The organism is Streptomyces apocyni (assembly GCF_009739465.1).
Classification (GTDB): Bacteria; Actinomycetota; Actinomycetes; order Streptomycetales; family Streptomycetaceae; genus Streptomyces; species Streptomyces apocyni.
Genome location: NZ_WHOM01000070.1, coordinates 1 through 17601, shown reverse-complemented (window position 1 = coordinate 17601; position 17601 = coordinate 1). Strand labels below are relative to the sequence as shown.

Genomic DNA, 17601 nt, shown 5'->3' with positions numbered 1-17601 from the left:
CCTGGTTCGGACGTGGGGACGTATTGCTCGTCTTGCTACGACTCCGTCGACGACGTGTCGCGGAGTCGGCTTGAGGGCCACAGCGGTGGCGGTGGCGGTGGCGGCAGGAACGGAAGGTGGGCGCCGGTGTCGCCCAGTGCGGCGCCGAGCGCGAGCAGGCAACCGGCCGTGCCGGTGCCCAGGTCCATCGACAGCCGCATCATCTGGTCGCCTGGGAAGGCCAGTTGACCGGCGTACGGCATGGCGTACCAGCCGAGCCCGGCGATCTGAGCGGCCAGCGCGGCGGCCGTCTCCGGGGTCGCCGTACTACGGCTGAGGTGCAGGACCATCCCGGCCCGCCCTCGGAACAGGCCGGGCTGGGCGTAGAAGCCGGAGCGGGCGGCGGCCAGGATGTCGGTACGGGCCCGGGTGAACTCCTCGTCGGAGGACCGGGCTGACTGGGCGGGCCGGGCAGACCGGGCGAGGTAGTCGTCGATGACCATGCCGATGCCGACGCTGCCTTCGCCGAGGTACGGCATGGTGCGCCAGCCCTCGTCCACGGCGAGACTGCCGTCCGGCTGACTGACGCACGCGCCCAGGTCGGCGCGGAGCGCCCGCGCGGCCTGGTCGAGCAGGTCGGGGTCCTGGGTGCGCTCGTGCAGCCGCAGGAAGAGCAGCGCGGCCCCGGTGCTGCCGCGCAACAGCCCGGCGCGGCGTGACGCGGGTGGGCCGGGCTCGGCGGCCGTGAGCCGGTCGCCGACGAGCTCCGCGGCGCGCAGTGCGGGTCCCCGCAGTGCGCTCTCGCCGGTGGTGTGGGCGAGTGCGTCGAGCACGAGGCCCAGGCCCGCGAGGCCGCTGTGCAGGTCCGGGGTGAGGCGCTGCCATGGCTCGCGCAGGATCTGGTCGGCGAGGTCGAGGGCGCGCTGCCGGTGGCCGAGCCGGTCCAGTACGTACGCGACGCCCGCGAGTCCGTCGTACAGACCGAGCGGCGTGCCCGCGGGCACCGGGTCGGTGTGCGCGAGCAGCCAGCGCTCGCCCTGTTCGTAGCGCTCGGCACCGGTCTCGGCGAGGGCGTGCAGCACTCCTGCGGCGCCGTACGCCAGGCCGAGCCCCCCGCCTTCGGAGAACTGCGCGATGTCACCGGGGAACAGCCGGTCGTCGCGGTCCGGCGTGGCGGAGGCGAGGATCGCCGCGACCATCGAATCCCGACTACGCGGCCAGTCCCCGGTCTCAGCAAGCGCCACCCACCGCGCCGATCCGCCCGCCTCCGCCCCTGCCCCGGCTCCCCCGCCCGGGCCCGCTCCCGCCGTAATCGTCGAGGTGGCGCCGGACCCGCCCCCCTGGGGGACCGGCGCCCGATCGCCATCGCGGGTGATCTCCGTGACGGCCTCGTCAAGGAAGCCGTCCGGGATACCGGGGAAGAGCCCCGCCGCCACCTCCGCCAGGTGTGCGGCCTTCCCGCGGTCGATGGCGAAGAGTGAGGTGATCGGCAGGAACAGGGCGATGCGCAGGCAGGCCAGCGCGTAGCGGTCGATGTCGGTGCCGGTGCGGCCCGCCGGGGCCATGAACCCGGGGTGGGCGACGACCTGGCGTCCGCTGTCGCCGACGGTGGTGGCCGCTTCGAAGTCGAGCAGCGCGACCGACCGCTCGTCGGGGGCGACCATGATGTTGAAGAGGTGGAGATCGTTGAAGACGACACCCCGCCCGTGTACCGCCGCCACGGCCTCCTCGACGGCGCGGTGAATGCCCAGCGCCCAGTCCGTGTAGTCGGCGATGGCGGCGGGGTCCGGGTCGCAGGTGCACAGCGGATGGCGTTCGGCGAGGAAGGAGTTGAGGGTGCGCCCTGGCAGGAAGTCCATGACCAGGAAGCGGTGGTCGCCGAGCGTGAACCAGTCGCGCGCCTCGGGTGCGACGCCAAGGCCGGACAGCCGCTCCAGCGCCGCCTTCTCGCGTTCGAGGCGGGCGACGGCGTCGGCTCCGTCGGCGGCCAGACCCGCGTGCGGCCGCCCTTCCTTGAGGACGACCCGGCTGGCGTCACGGGTGTCGGTGCCCGCGTACACCCCGCCGCCGTTGGAGAAGTGCAGGGCCTTCTCGATGCGGTACGGGAGGTCGCTGACGGTCGTCGCGTTGCGGGCCGCCAGGTGCGGTTCGAGGAAGCCGGGGAGCTTCACCCACTCCGGGACCTGGAAGGCCGGGTCGCGCGGGTCCGGTACGAGGTCACCGGCGGCGTTCTCGATCGCGGGGACCAGGGTGCCCCGCCCGTCCAGGCAGAACCGCCGGGCGAACGCGCCGTATCGGACGTACAGGGGTCCGTTGTGCCAGCGCAGGTCGGTCAGCACGTAGGGGCCGTCGAAGCCGTCGAGCTGCCCACCCAACTCGGTGAGCGTGGTGCGGAGTTGGTATCCGTCGGCCGGGTAGAGGGTGGCGAACTTGCCGCTGCCGTCGCGGGGCGCGTACTTGCTGTTGCGCAGGTGCAGCAGCCGGGCGCCCGGCACGAACTTGAAGGGGATGCCGCGCGGCAGGCAGTAGTCCGCGACCACGGCGGCGGTCTTCTCGGCGTTCTCTCCGGTCGCCGAGACATGGATCTTCCAGCCCTGCGACGGCGCGGTCAGCGGGTGTCCGGTGTCGTCAACGGGGGCGAAGACGAGCCAGTCGCCGGTGCGCTGGGTTCGCCACCCGTCGGGCACGGGGCGGCGGGCGGTCTCGTACAGCGCGGTGGCACCAGTGGTACCGGTGGTCGTGGCGCTGGTGCCGGTGCTGGACACCCGGTTGGGGGTCTCGTAGAAGAACCTGTCGGCCAGCGCGTAGACCTCGTACCGCTTGTCCATCGTGCCCCTTCCCGGTCGCGTCGCACCGAGATTTCCACGGCGTGGGAGGGGGCGGACAGTCACGACTGTCATCGGAACACCGTGCGAAACGCACAGGCCGGATCAAGCCCCGCTCCTCCTCCGGACACACACGTCCGCAGGAGGAGCGGCGGGGCTACTCGTCGGGCGGGAACACGGCTTCCCCGGTCGCCAGCAGAGTGATCGTGATCGCCTCCACCGGGCACCCTTCGGCCGCCTCGAGCACCTTCTCGTTCGCGTCCGTCTCCGCGTCGACGGGGTGCGACTGCCGGGCGGTGTCCAGCCGGAAGCCGTCCGGCGCGTGGTTCACGCACATACCGGAGCCGATGCACACCCCCCGGTCGACCTCCACCTGCCAGCGGTCTCCCATCAGGCCGCCCTCACCCTTCGTATCCGCCGGGCAGGTGGATCATCTTGTGCTCGAAGTACTCGCCGTATCCCTCGGGCCCGAACTCCCGCCCCAGGCCGGAGTTCTTGTAGCCGCCGAACGGCCCGAGCATGTCGAGGCTGAAGGTGTTCACGCTGTACGTTCCGGTCCGCACCCGGCGCGCGACGTCGATGCCGCGTTCCACGTCAGCGGTCCAGACGCTGCCGCTCAGGCCGTAGTCGGAGTCGTTGGCGATCTTCACGGCCTCGGCCTCGTCGCCGTACGGGAGCAGGCAGATGACCGGGCCGAAGATCTCCTCGCGGGCGATCCGCATGGAGTTGTCGACGCCGCCGAAGAGCGTTGGCTCGACGTACCAGCCCTGGTCAAGACCGGCCGGGCGGCCGCCGCCGGTGAGGATCTTGGCGCCCTCCTCCTGGCCGATCCGGATGTAGTCGAGGGAGCGCTGCTGCTGGCGCTTGGCTACCAGCGGGCCCAGTTCGGTGGCCGGGTCGAGCGGGTCGCCGACCTTCAGCGCGCCCGCGGCGGTGGCGAAGGCCTCGGCGAACTCGTCGTAGCGGCCGCGTGGGACGAGGATGCGGGTCTGCGCCACGCAGGCCTGGCCGTTGATCATCCAGGCGAACGGGACGATCCCGGCGACGGCGGTGGCCGCGTCGGCGTCCGGCAGGATGACCGCGGCCGATTTGCCGCCCAACTCCAGGGTGACGCGGGTGAGGTTGCGGGAGCAGACCTCCATGACGCGCTTGCCCGCGCCCACCGAGCCGGTGAAGGAGACCTTGTCCACGCCCGGGTGTGCGACCAGGTACTCGCTGACCTCACGGTCGGCGGGGATGATCGAGAGGACGCCTTCGGGGAGCCCGGCCTCGGTGGCGATCTCGGCCAGCAGGTAGGCGTCCAGGGGCGTCTCGGGCGAGACCTTCAGAATCACCGGGCAGCCCGCGAGCAGCGCGGGTGCCAGCTTGGCGGCGGCGGTGAACTGCGGGACGTTCCAGGGGACGACGGCCGCCACGACGCCGACCGGTTCGCGCCGGACGAGGATCTTGCCGAGGATGCCGTCGCGCCGTTCCTCGTACGTGAAGTCGCGGGCGGTGGCGAGGGCCGCCTCCCACACCATCATCGAGGCGAGCGACTGGACCATCACGCTGGAGGTGTACGGGGTGCCGTTCTCGGAGCTGATGACGCGGGCGATCTCCTCGTGCCGTACGGCGAACGCGTCCTTGATCCGGGTGACGACGGCGATCCGCTCGTCGAGGGTCATCCGCGGCCAGGGTCCTTCGTCGAACGCCCGGCGCGCGAGGGCGACGGCGCGGTCCACGTCGGCGGGTGCGGCGTGCGGTACGCGTCCGATGACCTGCTCGGTGTGCGGGGAGATCACCTCGATGACGCCCTGGCCCAGGGGATCAACCAACTCCCCACCGATGAACAATTTTCGGTGTTCCACAAGCTCGGTCGTCATGGCTGACTGCCTCCCGAAGGGCGGTTCCTGACACTGTTTCAGCTTTCGGCTGAGACTTGCAGAACTGATACCAGTTCTAGTTGGAGGAGTCCACGGTGTGGGCACCATTAACTGGGCCCGGATCCGTGGCCAGGCGGGCGTGGAGTTCGACGTCATAGCGAACGCCGTCGTACTCCAGCTTCTGGCGCTGGCGCCCCTCCACCGCGAAACCCGCGGCTCGGGCCACCGCGCACGAGGCGGGATTGTTGACCCGATGACCCAGCTCCAGGCGGAACAGCCCGGCGTCGGTGAAGGCCCATTCGGCGGCCACCCGGCAGGCACGGGAAGCGACGCCCCGGCCACGGGCCGCCGCCGTGGTCCAGTACGACACCCATCCGATGCGGTGCCGCCGATGCACCCCGCCGATGGACATCTGCCCCAGCACGGCACCGCCGTTCCCGCCCCCACTCCCGTCCGTCACGGCGAAGGCGTAGGCGGTCCCCGCGGACCACTCGTCCTGGCGTTCGGCGATCCAGCGCTCGGCGGCGGACAGCGAATCCAGCGGCTCGGCACTCTGCTCGCGCATCAGAGGGTCGGCGAAGGCGGCCAGTACCGCGCGGGCGTCCACGGCCGCCCACTGACGTAGCACCAGCCCCGAAGGGGCTTCCAGATGATCACGCATGGCGTGAGTCTGCCACCAGCCCTCCAAAGCCCTCCAACTCATCCCAGGAATCAGTAGACTTGGGCGACTATTGAAACTAGTTCTAGTTATAGTGTCGCCATGAGCCCCACGACGACAGGGACGACGACCCGGGTGACCGAGCACGGCGGGGGCGTATGGAGCATCAAGGTCCCGATCCCGGACAACCCTCTGGGCCACACCCTCGTACACCTCCTGGACACCGACCGCGGCCCGGTCCTGATCGACACCGGCTGGGACGACCCCGAGTCGTACGACACCCTGGTGGCGGGCCTCGCCGCCTGCGGGGTCGCCATCGGTGAGCTGCACGGGGTGGTCATCACTCACCACCACCCCGACCATCACGGCCTGTCCGGCAAGGTCCGGGAGGCCTCGGGTGCCTGGATCGCGATGCACCCGGCCGACGCCCATGTCGTACGCCGCACCCGTGAGCAGCGGCCCGAACGCTGGATCGACTACCTCACCGACAAGCTCGCCGCCGCCGGTGCCCCAGCCGACCACCTCGCTCCCCTGCTGGCCGCCCGCGAGTCCGGCCGGATGCGCACGCTGCCGGGACTGCACGCCGCGCTCCCCGACCGGGACATCACCCCCGGCGAACTCCTCGACCTGCCGGGCCGCAGGCTGCGCGCCATCTGGACCCCCGGTCACACCCCCGGCCATGTCTGCCTGCACCTGGAAGAGGAGCACCCGGCCGGAAAGCCGGGCCTGGGGCGGCTCTTCTCCGGCGATCACCTGCTGCCCGGGATCACCCCGCATATCGGCTTGTACGAGGACCCGGAGGAAAGCGCCGTGACCGATCCGCTCGGCGACTACCTCGCCTCCCTGGAACGGGTCGGCCGCCTGGGCGTGTCCGAGGTGCTCCCGGCCCACCAGTACGCCTTCACCGACGCCCCTGGCCGGGTACGGGAGTTGCTCGACCACCACGACGAGCGGCTGCGCGGCCTACGTGCCCTGCTCGCCTCGCCGCTCACCCCCTGGCAGCTCGCCGTGCGGATGGAATGGAACCGCCCCTGGGCGGACATCCCATACGGATCACGGAACATCGCCGTATCGGAGGCCGAGGCCCATCTGCGTCGACTGGTGAAGCTGGGGCACGCGGAGGCCGTACCGGGGAGCGACCCGGTCGCCTACCGCGCGGTGGCGTAGGCGGTCACGGTCACGGTCACTCACCAGCGTGCGGTGGCGTAGGCCACGCCGTCCTCGTAGGTCATCTCCTGGCCTGCGCGGTACTCCTTCTCGTACTCCTCGCCGCCGATGGCCCGTCGGGCGCGGTCCTCACTGGCGCGTCGGGCCGCGCGCATCTCGGCCGAGTCCAGCTGCGGCCTGCCCGCCAGGCTCCAGAACCGGTCGCTGACGCCGAGCAGCACGGCGGCGCGGGCCGCGTCGCCGCGCGCCAGGACGGCTTCGGCCAGCGCGTCCAGGGCATGGCCGACGCCCGCGGTGTTGTGCAGCAGCTCATGGCCCACCACCCCCTCGCGGGCCCGGCGTTCCGCCTCGGCCGTGTCGCCCGCGGCCAACGCGACCTGGGCCAGCATGGGTTCGGTCCAGGCCCGCACCCAGCGTTCCCCGATCCGGACGCAGTCCCGCCACAACGCCTCACCCACCTCCCCGGCCTGGTCGAACCGGCCCGCCAACAGGTGGGCGAGGGTGATCCCGCAGCGTGCCTGGAGCATCGCCGAACCACACCAGTCGCTGGACTCGAAAAAGCCGTACGAGCCGAACGGGCCGGACGAGTCGGATAAGCCGGACAGACCGGACGGGCCGTACAAGCCGCACGAACCGTACGCCTCGATCGCTTCCTCCAACCGGCCGCGCAACAGCGGCGCGCTGCCCGCGAGATAGCGGGCGGCGGCGACCACCCGCGCGTCCCCCTGCTCCGCCGCGGCCTGGGCGGTCAGATCCGCCCACACCTCCGCCACGTCCAGGTCGCCCTGGAGAATCGCCACGGAGCCCCGGCTCCAGAGGGCCAGGGTGCGCACCGGCCCCGGCTCCGCGTCGACCGTGAGCACCTGGTCCAGACAGGCGGCGGCGTCCCGGCCGTAGCCGCAGTGCCGCCAGAGGAAACCGGCGTGCGCCGTGATGTCCAGGGCGACCGACGTGTCCGGCTCCGCCAGGGCGAAGTCCACCGCCGCGCGCAGGTTGCTGTGCTCGGCGACTATCCGGTCGCACCACATGACCTGCCGGGCGGTGTTCCACTCGGCGCAGCCGCGACGGGCCAGGTCACGGTAGAAGTCCAGGTGCCGCAGCCGCATACGGTGCACGTCGCCGAGCCGACGCAGCCAGTCGGTGCCGTACTCGCGCACGGTGTCGAGCATCCGCAGGCGGCCCCGGTCCCGTTGGTCGTGGCGGACGATCGACTTGTCGAGCAGCCGGGCGAGCAGGCCCACCACCCGGTGCGCGGGCAGTGGGCCGCCCGCGCAGACCCGCTCGGCGGCCTCCACCCCGAAGGTCCCGGCGAACACCGAGAGCCGGGCCCACAGCAGTCGCTCCAGCGGCTCGCACAGCTCGTGGCTCCAGCCGATGGTGGTACGCAGGGCCTGGTGGCGGGGCAGCCCGCGCTCGTCACGGTCGTCACGGTCGTCGCGCAGGCGGCAGTCGCCGTGGTCGGCATGGTGGTCGCAGTGGTCGCCGCCGTAGTCGCGGTGGTCGCGGACGCTTCGAGTGGTGAGCAAGTCCAGGCGGGACGGCAGCCGCTCGCCGAGGCGCTCGTACAGGCTCCCGACCGACAGCTCGGGCAGCTGGGCCGCCGCCAGTTCGATGGCGAGCGGAACGCCGTCGAGGCGGCGGCAGATGCCCAGGACGGTCTCGCGGTTGGTGTCGTCGAGCCGGAAGCCGGGGGCGGCGGCCCCGGCCCGCTGGGCGAAGAGGGTGGCCGCGGCGGTGTGTTCGGTGTCGGTGACGGGCAGCGGGTCGACGTCGATGCGCCGCTCGCCGTCGATCCCTATGGGCTGTCGGCTGGTGGCCAGGACGCAGACGCCCGGCGCCCCGGCGAGCAGGGGCAGCAGGGTGCGCGCGCAGCCGGACACCAGGTGCTCGCAGGAGTCCAGGACCAGCAGCAGCCGTTTGTCCTCAAGCCAGTCGACGAGTGTCTCGCCGACCGGGCGGGCGGACTGGTCGGTGATCAGCCGCAGGGTCCGGGTGAGGGTAAGGGCCACCTGGTCCGCGTTCCGCAGCGGGGACAGCTCCGTGAGCCACACCCCGTCCGGGTAGGCGGTGCGGGCGCGCGCGGCGGCGCGCAGCGCGAGCCGGGTCTTGCCGACGCCGCCCGCGCCGGTGAGGGTGACGAGGCGGCCGCCGAAGCCGGGGGTGTCGCGGGGGCCACCGGTGAGCACCACCTTGAGCATGTCGAGCTCACGCCCGCGGCCGACGAAGCTGGTGGTCTCCGGGGGCAGGTTGCCCGGCTGCCCGTTGTGTGGTTGCGCTGTCTTCCCCGGCATTGGCCCTTGCCCCTCCCACTCCCGCTCCCACCCCTGAGCCTCTCCGCTGCTCGGCCACACCGTAGGCGTCTCCCAGTCTGCCCGCGTAGGTGATCAGCCGCCAGAGAGCCTTACGGGTGACTCTGGCATCGTCCGCCCCATGAGCGAACACGGTGAACTGGTAGAGCGGGTGGACGAGCGGGACCGGGTGATCGGGATCGTGGACCGGGGCGAGGCCATCCGGCGCGGCTGGCTCCACCGGGTCGCGACCGCCGTCTGCCGCGACGCCGGAGGCCGGGATGACGCCGGAGGCCGGATTCTGGTGCACCGGCGCCCGGACGGGGTGTCCCGGTTCCCGGGTCAGTACAACTTCATGGTCGGCGGGGCGGTGGACGTGGGTGAGTCGTACGCACAGGGGGCGGTCCGCGAGATCGAGGAGGAGCTGGGGGTACGGGTTCCGGTGCGGCATGGGGTCACCTTCCTCTGCCGGGGCGCGATCAGCCCGTACTGGCTGGGGGTGCACGAGGCCGTCGTAAGGCCGTCGGAGATCAGGCCCGATCCGGCGGAGTTCGCGTGGCACGGGTGGTGGAGCGAGGACGAGCTGCGCGGGGCGATGACGCGGCTGCCTTTCGTGCCGGACGCGGTGGAGGCGTACGCGCGGCTCCGGGCGAGTCGCTGTTCGACCGGCCGGTAACGAGCTTCGACCGGCCGGTAGAGTGGGCAGGTCATCACCACGCCCGTACGGGGGGAAGCCGGTGCGATTCCGGCGCTGACCCTTCCCCAAGTTCTCGACTTCGCTCGAACAGGGGAGACCCCATTCGTATGCCGCCATACCCGGCGGTGAGCCGGAACGCCCCGCCAGGCGTGCGTGGCTCCCGTCGCCGGACCCCGGCGACCGGCACCGTCGAGGTATACGGAGCCGGAGCCCGGTGCCTTCGCGGGCCCGTGCCCGGTTCCCCGCAGGAGAGGCATCCGCCCGCATGAACGTTCGCCGCAGCGCCGCAGCCCTGGCCGCCACCGCCGTACTCTGCGCGGCCGCCGCCCCGGCCGCCGTCGCCGACGATTCCCCGTCACCCTCGGCACCCTCGGCGCCCGTAAGCCTCCCCTCGGGCCTGTACGGCGACGCGGACCCGCAGTACGACGGCGTCTTCCGGCAGTCGTACGCGCTGCTCGCGCAGGACACCGCCGGGGTCAAGCCCGCCGCCAAGGCCGTCGAGTGGCTGACCCGGCAGCAGTGCGCCAGCGGCGGCTTCGCGGCGTTCCGGGCCGACCCGACCGAGCCGTGCGACTCCAAGACGGAGTTCGCGCTCGACTCGACGGCCGCCGCCATCCAGGCGCTGAACGCGGTCGGCGGGCAGGACGCCGCCAAGGCCCAGAAGAAGGCGACAGACTGGCTCAAGTCCGTACAGAACGACGACGGCGGCTGGGGCTACACCACGGGCGCCGACAGTGACGTCAACACCACCGGCATGGTGATCGGCGCGCTGGCCGCCTCGGACACGAAGCCGGAGTCGGTGACCTCGCCGAAGGACAAGTCGCCGTACGACGCGCTGCTCGCGCTCTCCCTCGACTGCGACAAGGGCGACGGCGCGTTCGGCCTCGCGGACTTCAAGACCGGTGAGCTGGACGCCAATCCGCTCGCCACCGCCGCCGGTGTGCTCGGCGCGCTCGGCGAGGGCCTCGGTGCGAAGCCGGGCGAGCAGCGCGCCGCCGCGCCGAAGTGCGCGAAGGCGGACACCGCGGAACAGGCGGCTGTGAACGGCGCCGGGTACCTGACCGACGCGCTCGCCAAGGACGGCTACCTGACGGCCGCCACGCCGGGCGCCGACGCGCAGCCCGACTACGGCACCACGGCGGACGCCGTCGCGGCGCTCGGCGCGGCGGGGCTCGGCGACCAGGCGAAGGACTCGGTGGCCTGGCTGGAGAAGAACGCCGCCTCCTGGGCCGAGGAGAAGGGTCCGGCCGCCTACGCCAAGCTGATCTTCGCCGCGCGGGCGACGGGCGGCGACGCGCGCGACTTCGGCGGTACGGACCTGGTCAGCGCCCTGAACAAGACGGGCCCCGCGCCCCAGGCGGACGGCACGTCTGACAAGTCCGACGAGTCCAAGACCGCCTCGGACTCCAGCGACTCCGACTCTGACTCCGTCGCCGTCTGGTGGATCATCGGCGTCGGGCTGGTCGCGGGTGTCGGCATCGGCTTCCTGATCAGCGCCCGTAACAAGAAGAAGCAGCAGTAGTCGTGCGCCACGCCCACGTTGGGCCTCGCCGTCTCGCGCTCGGCGCCGTACTGGTCAGCCTGCTCGGCGCCCTGCTCGCCGCGCTCTGCGCGGCCGCCGTTCCGGCGCAGGCGGCCGGATACCGGTACTGGTCCTTCTGGGACCTGGACGGTGAGAAGTGGACGTACGCCCAGCAGGGTCCGTCGTCCACCCGCCCATCGGACGGGGACGTGCAGGGCTTCCGGTTCTCGGTGAGCGAGGACTCGCAGGACTCGGCGAAGCCGCGCACCACGGCGGGCTCAGGCGCGGGCGTGGCTGAATTCGCGTCGATCTGCGCGGACACCCCTGAGCGGGACGGCCGTAAGCGGGTGGCGCTGGTCATCGACTTCGGTACGGCACAGGACGCGCCGCAGGGCGAGACGCCGCCGAAGCCGCGTACGGTCTGCGCGCGGGTCGCCCCCGACGCGACCACGGCGGAGGCACTCGCGGAGGTCGCCAAGCCGCTGCGGTACGACAGCAGCGCGATGCTCTGCGCGATCGCGGGGTACCCGAAGACGGGCTGCGGCGAGCAGGTCTCCAGCGATGGCGACAGCGATGGCGACAGCGACGAGGCCGCGCCCCCGGCACCCGACACCTCCGACGACGCCACCGGCGACACGTCCGGCGACGGCCCCTCCGCAGGTCTGATCGCGGGCCTCGCCGCGGTCTTCGCCCTCGGTGCGGCCGCCGTCTGGCAGGCCCGCCGTCGCCGCGGCTGACGCTGAACATGAGGCATAGGGGCGGGGCCGTGCGCGGGGCGAAGGGGGCGAGGGGAGCCGTCGCCGCCGCGCGGGCGGGCCTGGTCGCTCCTGAGGCCGGGCGGCGGAGTGACGCGCTGCACTCCGGTGCCTGGTGGGTGTGGGCGCTGGGCCTGGCCACCGCGGCGTCGCGGACGACCAACCCGTTGCTGCTCGGGCTGCTGATCGCGGTCGCGGGATATGTGGTCGCGGTGCGCCGTACGGACGCGCCGTGGGCGCGCAGCTATGGGGCCTTCGTCAAGCTGGGGCTCGCCGTGATCGCGATCAGGCTCGGGTTCGCGGTCTTCCTCGGCTCGCCGATCCCCGGCACACACGTCCTGTTCACGCTGCCCGAGGTGCCGCTGCCGGAGTGGGCGAAGGGAGTTCGGATCGGCGGCCGGGTCAGCGCGGAGAGCCTGCTGTTCGCGCTGTACGAAGGGCTGAAGCTGGCCACCCTGCTGATCTGCGTGGGCGCGGCGAATGCACTCGCCAACCCGGTGCGGCTGCTGAAGTCCCTGCCGGGCGCGCTGTACGAGGCGGGGGTCGCGGTCGTGGTGGCGATGACCTTCGCGCCGCAGCTGATCGCGGACGTACAGCGGCTGCGGAAGGCGCGGCGGCTGCGCGGCCGTCCCGACCGTGGTGTGCGGGGGCTGCTCCAGGTCGGGCTGCCGGTCCTGGAAGGCGCCCTGGAGCGGTCGGTCGCCCTTGCCGCGGCGATGGACGCGCGGGGGTACGGGCGTACCGCGCATGTGCCCGTGGCGGTACGGCGCACCACGGCGGCCCTCACGCTCGGCGGGCTGCTCGGCGTCTGCGCGGGAACGTACGGGCTGCTCGCCGCTGAGGGCGCGGGGTTCGGGCTGCCGGTACTGCTGGGCGGGCTCGGCGCGGCGCTCGGTGGGCTGTGGCTCGGGGGGCGGCGGTGCGTCCGTACCCGGTACCGGCCTGACCGTTGGGCGGCGCGCGCCTGGCTGGTGTCGGGGTCCGGGGTGGCCGTGGCGGGGCTGATGATCTGGGCCGCGTCGTACGACCCCGTGGGCCTGCGTCCCGGGGTGATCCCGCTGACGACGCCCGAGCTGCCCCTGTGGCCAGCGCTGTCCGTACTGCTGGGCCTGGCGCCCGCGTTCGTCGCGCCACGACCGGCGCTGCCCGCCCCGGCGAAGGACGCGATGAGCAGCTCGACGAACGACCCGACGGACGACCTGATGAACGACCCACCGAAGGAGACGCCGTGATCCGCTTCGAGAGTGTCACGGTCACCTACGACGGCGTCGATGTCGACGTCCCGGCCGTCCGCGATGTGAACCTGACGATCCCCGAGGGCGAGTTGGTGCTGCTCGTCGGCCCGTCAGGAGTCGGCAAATCGACTCTGCTCTCCACGGTGAGCGGCCTCGTCCCGCACTTCACGGGCGGCACCCTGAGCGGCAGGGTCACCGTCGCCGGTCGGGACACCCGTACCCACAAGCCACGCGAACTGGCCGACGTCGTCGGCACGGTCGGCCAGGACCCGCTGTCGCACTTCGTGACGGACACGGTCGAGGACGAACTCGCCTACGGCATGGAGTCCCTGGGGCTCGCCCCGGACGTGATGCGACGGCGGGTCGAGGAGACCCTGGACCTGCTGGGCCTCGCCGACCTGCGTGACCGCCCGATCGCCACGCTCTCCGGCGGCCAGCAGCAGCGGGTCGCGATCGGGTCGGTTCTCACCCCGCACCCGAGCGTCCTGGTACTGGACGAGCCGACGTCGGCCCTGGACCCGGCGGCGGCCGAGGAGGTACTCGCTGTACTCCAGCGGCTGGTGCACGACCTCGGCACGACGGTCCTGATGGCCGAGCACCGCTTGGAGCGGGTGGTGCAGTACGCGGACCAGGTGGTGCTGCTGCCCGCCCCCGGCCAGCCCCCGGTCATCGGCGCCCCCGCCGACATCATGGCCGTCTCGCCGGTGTACCCCCCGGTCGTCGGCCTGGGCCGCCTCGCCGACTGGTCCCCGCTCCCCTTGTCCGTACGGGACGCCCGCCGCCGAGCGGCACCGCTACGGGACCGCCTGGCGGAGGTACGCCCGCCTGCTCCGGGACCTGCGCCTGCTCCGGCTGCTCCGGCTGCTACGGCAAGCGGGGCTGAGGTCGGCGAGGCAGCTGAGGTTGCTGAGGTCGCCAAGGCCTCCGAGGTCCAGGGCTCCCCCGGCGTACGACGCCGGTTCTCGCTGCTGGGCCGCAGGCGCCGGGCGGTCCAGGTGCCCGGGGCCGGGGCAGCCGGGCGCGCCGAGTCGAGTCCCGGTCCGGGCCCGGACCAGCCGCTCGCGGCCGTCGCCGCCGTCGCGGCGCTCGCCGTACGCCGAGGGCGGGTACCGGCGCTGCGCCGGGTGGACCTGACCGTCGCCCCGGGCGAGACCATCGCCCTCATGGGGCGCAACGGCGCCGGAAAGTCGACCCTGCTCGCCACCCTCGTCGGCCTGCTCGAACCGACGGCGGGCTCGGTCCACGTCGGCGGCGCGGTCCCGCACCGTACCGGGCCACGGGAACTGATCCGGCGCGTGGGCCTCGTACCGCAGGAGCCACGCGACCTGCTGTACGCGGACACCGTGGCCGGTGAGTGCGCGGCCGCCGACCGTGACGCGGACGCCGCGCCCGGCAGTTGCCGCGCCCTGGTGTCCGAGCTGTTGCCCGGCATCCCGGACGACACGCACCCGCGCGACCTCTCCGAGGGCCAGCGCCTGACCCTCGCCCTGGCCGTCGTCCTCACCGCCCGCCCCCCGCTGCTGCTCCTGGACGAGCCGACCCGCGGCCTGGACTACGCGGCCAAGGCCCGTCTGGTGGCGGTGCTGCGCGGCCTCGCCGCCGAGGGGCACGCGATCGTGCTGGCCACGCATGATGTGGAGCTCGCCGCCGAACTCGCCCACCGGGTGGTGATTCTCGCCGAGGGTGAGGTCGTCGCGGACGGCGCGACCGCGGACGTGGTCGTGTCCTCGCCCGCCTTCGCGCCGCAGGTGACCAAGATCCTGGCCCCGTACCACTGGCTCACGGTGACCCAGGTCCGTACGGCACTGGCGCTGGCAGGCACCGAGTGACCCCAATCCCCCAGGCCAAGGCTGTGCGCCTGGGCGCCCGCTCCGTCGCGGCGCTGGTCCTGGTGAGCGCCGTCGGCGTCGTCGCCTTCGGCTGGCCGCTGCTCGCCGACCAGGGCTCCCAGCTCACGGCGCACGCGCAGGACGCCCCCTGGCTGTTCGCGGCGCTGCTGCCGCTGCTGGTCGGTGTGGTCGCCGCCACCATCGCCGAGAGCGGCCTCGGCGCGAAGGCGGTGGCGATGCTGGGCGTCCTGGCGGCGGTGGGCGCCGGGCTGCGCCCGCTGGGCGCGGGTACGGCGGGCCTGGAGCCGATGTTCTTCCTGATGGTGCTGGCGGGGCGGGTACTCGGGCCGGGCTTCGGCTTCGTACTCGGCTCGGTGACGATGTTCGCGTCCGCGCTGCTCACCGGTGGGGTGGGGCCGTGGATGCCGTTCCAGATGCTGTCGATGGGGTGGGTCGCGATGGGCGCGGGCCTGCTGCCGGGCCCTGAGCGCCTACGCGGCCGCGCGGAGCTGGCGCTGCTGGCGCTGTATGGCGCGGCGGCCTCCCTGGCGTACGGCACCGTGATGAACCTGTACGGCTGGACCCTGATCCCCGGACTCGGCTCCGGGATCTCCTTCCAGGCGGGTGACCCGCTCCACGAGAACCTGGTCCGGTTCCTCGCGTACTGCCTGGCCACGTCGCTGGGCTGGGACCTGGGCCGGGCGGTCGTCACGGTCCTGCTGACGGTGGCGGTCGGCCCCGCCGTACTGAAGGCGCTGCGCCGGGCGACCCGACGGGCGGCATTCGAGGCGCCGGTGGCCTTTACGTCCGTGACGGCGGCCACAAAAACACCCGCGCGACAGTGACGCGGCGGTGACGCGGCAGTGAGGAGTCACTGGCTGTCCGTTACATCCGGGCCCGCCATGGGTGAAGCGGCCCACAGGACCTTGGTCCTCCACTAACGGGAATAGGAGGGCACCGGACGCACCAGCAAGCCCCTGGGGGCCGGGACCTCTCGCCCCGGGTGCGAGGCTGCCTAGTAGGAGGGGTCATTGCGGCGACGTAACAGCCCTGCTCCACTGGAGTCATCGCAGGGCGCCGCCTGGCCACACGCCGACGGCGCCTCCGCATTGCCCCCACCACTCCCCCGAGCGGCACCGGCATGCCTGCGACCCCCTGTTCCCTACGGAAGGATTTCCGTGCTCGTGTCCGCCGCGCCGTCCATCTCCCGCCTCCGCCGTATCGCCACCCTCTCGCCGAAGAAGGCCGCCACCGCCGCGACCGTGGGCCTGGCCACCGCCGGCCTGCTCTTCGCCACCGGCCCGGTCGCCCAGGCCGCCACCCCGGCGACTGCCACCGCTGCCGCTCCCACGGCCGCGAAGGCCACGAAGGCTGCGGCGAGCGGTTCGGCGAAGTCGATCGCGCGCAAGCTGATCAAGAGCGACGCCCAGTTCGCGGCGTTCAGCAAGATCATCGAGCACGAGAGCGGCTGGGACCACACCGCGACCAACCCCTCCTCCGGCGCCTACGGCCTGGTCCAGGCCCTGCCCGCCTCGAAGATGTCCTCGGCGGGCTCGGACTGGAAGACCAACCCCAAGACCCAGATCAAGTGGGGCCTGGACTACATGAACGACCGCTACGGCAGCCCCATCCAGGCCTGGAGCTTCTGGCAGGCCAACGGCTGGTACTGATCCAGCCAGCGAGCCAATCGACCGCAGGCACGGCGAAGGCGGCCCCCCGCACAGCGGGGCGGCCGCCTTCGCCGTGCCTGCGGTTTCACCATCCGCACCCGCCAGCCGCCAGCCGCCCAAGGAGTGACCCGCGCGGCGGCGCGCGGGTGAAGATCCGACGTTCCGGGTGAGTCCGCCGAATGCCATGGGGCGCCCAGCGTAAGCGCGGTATGCGCGACCTTGCTGTTGGGCGGCGCGGCCCAGGCCTCCGCCGATACCCAAGGTCCGACAAGGACCTCGACCTCGCCATCGCCATCGCCAGGCTGATCGTCATGATGACGAAGCTCAGCGACGCGTCAAGCATCCACCTCTTCATCCAGGATCAAGCGGTGACGATGACCGCGATCGCCCTGGCAGAAAGCGGCGGCCAGAGCAACTGAAGCCAGACGCCCGCCCGCCTCGGTGTGCGAGCTGGCGGCGGCTGAGAGGCCGACATTCGTGGCGTCATACGACCTCAGCCCGATCATGCGCTGCGCCAAGCGCAGCACATGACCGGGGCGGGGCGGGGCGGGGCGTCGTCGGGGTGACCCAGTGTCCGCGAGGGTGCGGGGATGGCCGCCCTCTAGTCGCAATGGTCGCGGGGCCGGGCCGGCCGTCAAGGGCGCTCCCTTTGGTCGCGTCGGCTGCGCCGATTCCGCTGTCGCTCCACCCTTGACACCCGACCCGTCCCCGCTCTGCAGACCGTGGGAGGACGGCCCAGGGGAGGCGGCGGCGAAGGCGAGGAAGTGGCGCGCGTCTCGCTGCCGGGTGCGGATTGGTTGTTGGGGCGCACGCGGGAGGTGGGTGGCCCGACACCGGCTCAGCGACTGCCGGCGGTGGGGGTCTGGGGTGCGCACGAGGGGGGTGGGGTGGTCCGACACCGGCTCAGCGACTGCGGCTGGTGGGGTGACCGGTGCGCCCGAAGGCTGAGTGGGTTGTGTGCCCCGGCTCGGCGGCTGCGGGCCGTGGGGTGATCCGAGCGCACAGGGGCCGGGTGGGAGTGTGACCCCGGCTCAGCGGCTGCCGACCAGCGGGTGACCGGGCGCGCGAGCGGCGCGTGGGTGGTGGCGCCCGGGCTGGCGGCCACCGGCCGGTG

At 72.7% G+C, this 17601-nt stretch carries 14 protein-coding genes; 9 read left to right on the top strand and 5 right to left on the bottom strand.

Annotation, left to right across the window (positions count from 1 at the left end):
* Nucleotides 1–35 precede the first annotated feature (35 nt).
* The 4 genes from lanKC to GCN81_RS25130 all read right to left on the bottom strand — a co-directional run bounded on the left by lanKC (nt 36) and on the right by GCN81_RS25130 (nt 5327).
* A complete protein-coding gene (gene lanKC / locus GCN81_RS25145) occupies nt 36–2807 on the bottom strand; it encodes a class III lanthionine synthetase LanKC (protein ID WP_156726774.1) in 2772 nt (923 codons plus the stop codon).
* A gap of 154 nt (nt 2808–2961) precedes the next feature.
* Nucleotides 2962–3195 carry a ferredoxin gene (locus GCN81_RS25140; protein WP_156726773.1) on the bottom strand — a complete coding sequence of 78 codons (234 nt, stop codon included), beginning with the start codon at nt 3193–3195 and terminating at the stop codon, nt 2962–2964.
* Nucleotides 3196–3205: 10 nt separating this feature from the next.
* The gene (locus GCN81_RS25135; protein ID WP_156726772.1) at nt 3206–4666 is read right to left on the bottom strand and encodes an aldehyde dehydrogenase; all 1461 of its coding nucleotides are present in this window, start codon (nt 4664–4666) and stop codon (nt 3206–3208) included.
* A 76-nt stretch (nt 4667–4742) separates the two neighbouring features.
* Nucleotides 4743–5327: a GNAT family N-acetyltransferase gene (locus GCN81_RS25130; RefSeq protein WP_156726771.1), complete on the bottom strand. Its 585-nt coding sequence runs from the start codon at nt 5325–5327 to the stop codon at nt 4743–4745.
* A 99-nt stretch (nt 5328–5426) separates the two neighbouring features.
* Here GCN81_RS25130 and GCN81_RS25125 point away from each other — a divergent pair, with 99 nt between their 5' ends.
* Nucleotides 5427–6491: an MBL fold metallo-hydrolase gene (locus GCN81_RS25125; protein ID WP_156726770.1), complete on the top strand. Its 1065-nt coding sequence runs from the start codon at nt 5427–5429 to the stop codon at nt 6489–6491.
* 20 nt (nt 6492–6511) lie between these two features.
* Here GCN81_RS25125 and GCN81_RS25120 read toward each other — a convergent pair whose 3' ends face one another.
* The gene (locus tag GCN81_RS25120) at nt 6512–8782 is read right to left on the bottom strand and encodes an ATP-binding protein (RefSeq protein ID WP_156726769.1); all 2271 of its coding nucleotides are present in this window, start codon (nt 8780–8782) and stop codon (nt 6512–6514) included.
* Nucleotides 8783–8921: 139 nt separating this feature from the next.
* Between GCN81_RS25120 and GCN81_RS25115 the strand changes: the two genes are divergently transcribed.
* From GCN81_RS25115 to GCN81_RS25080, 8 genes are all read left to right on the top strand, one after another.
* Nucleotides 8922–9455, top strand: a complete 534-nt coding sequence (locus GCN81_RS25115) for an NUDIX hydrolase (protein WP_156726768.1) — start codon at nt 8922–8924, stop codon at nt 9453–9455.
* A gap of 286 nt (nt 9456–9741) precedes the next feature.
* Entirely contained in the window at nt 9742–10998 is a 1257-nt protein-coding gene (locus tag GCN81_RS25110) for a prenyltransferase/squalene oxidase repeat-containing protein (protein WP_156726767.1), read from the top strand.
* A gap of 2 nt (nt 10999–11000) precedes the next feature.
* Nucleotides 11001–11735 carry an SCO2322 family protein gene (locus GCN81_RS25105; protein WP_156726766.1) on the top strand — a complete coding sequence of 245 codons (735 nt, stop codon included), beginning with the start codon at nt 11001–11003 and terminating at the stop codon, nt 11733–11735.
* A gap of 8 nt (nt 11736–11743) precedes the next feature.
* Nucleotides 11744–12985 (top strand): energy-coupling factor transporter transmembrane component T, encoded by a 1242-nt coding sequence (locus GCN81_RS25100; RefSeq protein WP_197287771.1) that lies wholly within the window; start codon nt 11744–11746, stop codon nt 12983–12985.
* Nucleotides 12982–14817 carry an ABC transporter ATP-binding protein gene (locus GCN81_RS25095; RefSeq protein WP_156726765.1) on the top strand — a complete coding sequence of 612 codons (1836 nt, stop codon included), beginning with the start codon at nt 12982–12984 and terminating at the stop codon, nt 14815–14817. The genes GCN81_RS25100 and GCN81_RS25095 overlap by 4 nt, the downstream gene beginning before the upstream one ends.
* Nucleotides 14814–15662: an ECF transporter S component gene (locus tag GCN81_RS25090; protein WP_156726764.1), complete on the top strand. Its 849-nt coding sequence runs from the start codon at nt 14814–14816 to the stop codon at nt 15660–15662. Before GCN81_RS25095 ends, GCN81_RS25090 begins: the two co-directional genes overlap by 4 nt.
* A 339-nt stretch (nt 15663–16001) precedes the next feature.
* Nucleotides 16002–16487, top strand: a complete 486-nt coding sequence (locus GCN81_RS25085; protein ID WP_156726763.1) for an aggregation-promoting factor C-terminal-like domain-containing protein — start codon at nt 16002–16004, stop codon at nt 16485–16487.
* A 209-nt stretch (nt 16488–16696) separates the two neighbouring features.
* Complete coding sequence (locus GCN81_RS25080; protein WP_156726762.1) at nt 16697–16906, top strand: hypothetical protein; 210 nt, start codon at nt 16697–16699, stop codon at nt 16904–16906.
* The last annotated feature ends 695 nt before the right edge of the window (nt 16907–17601 follow it).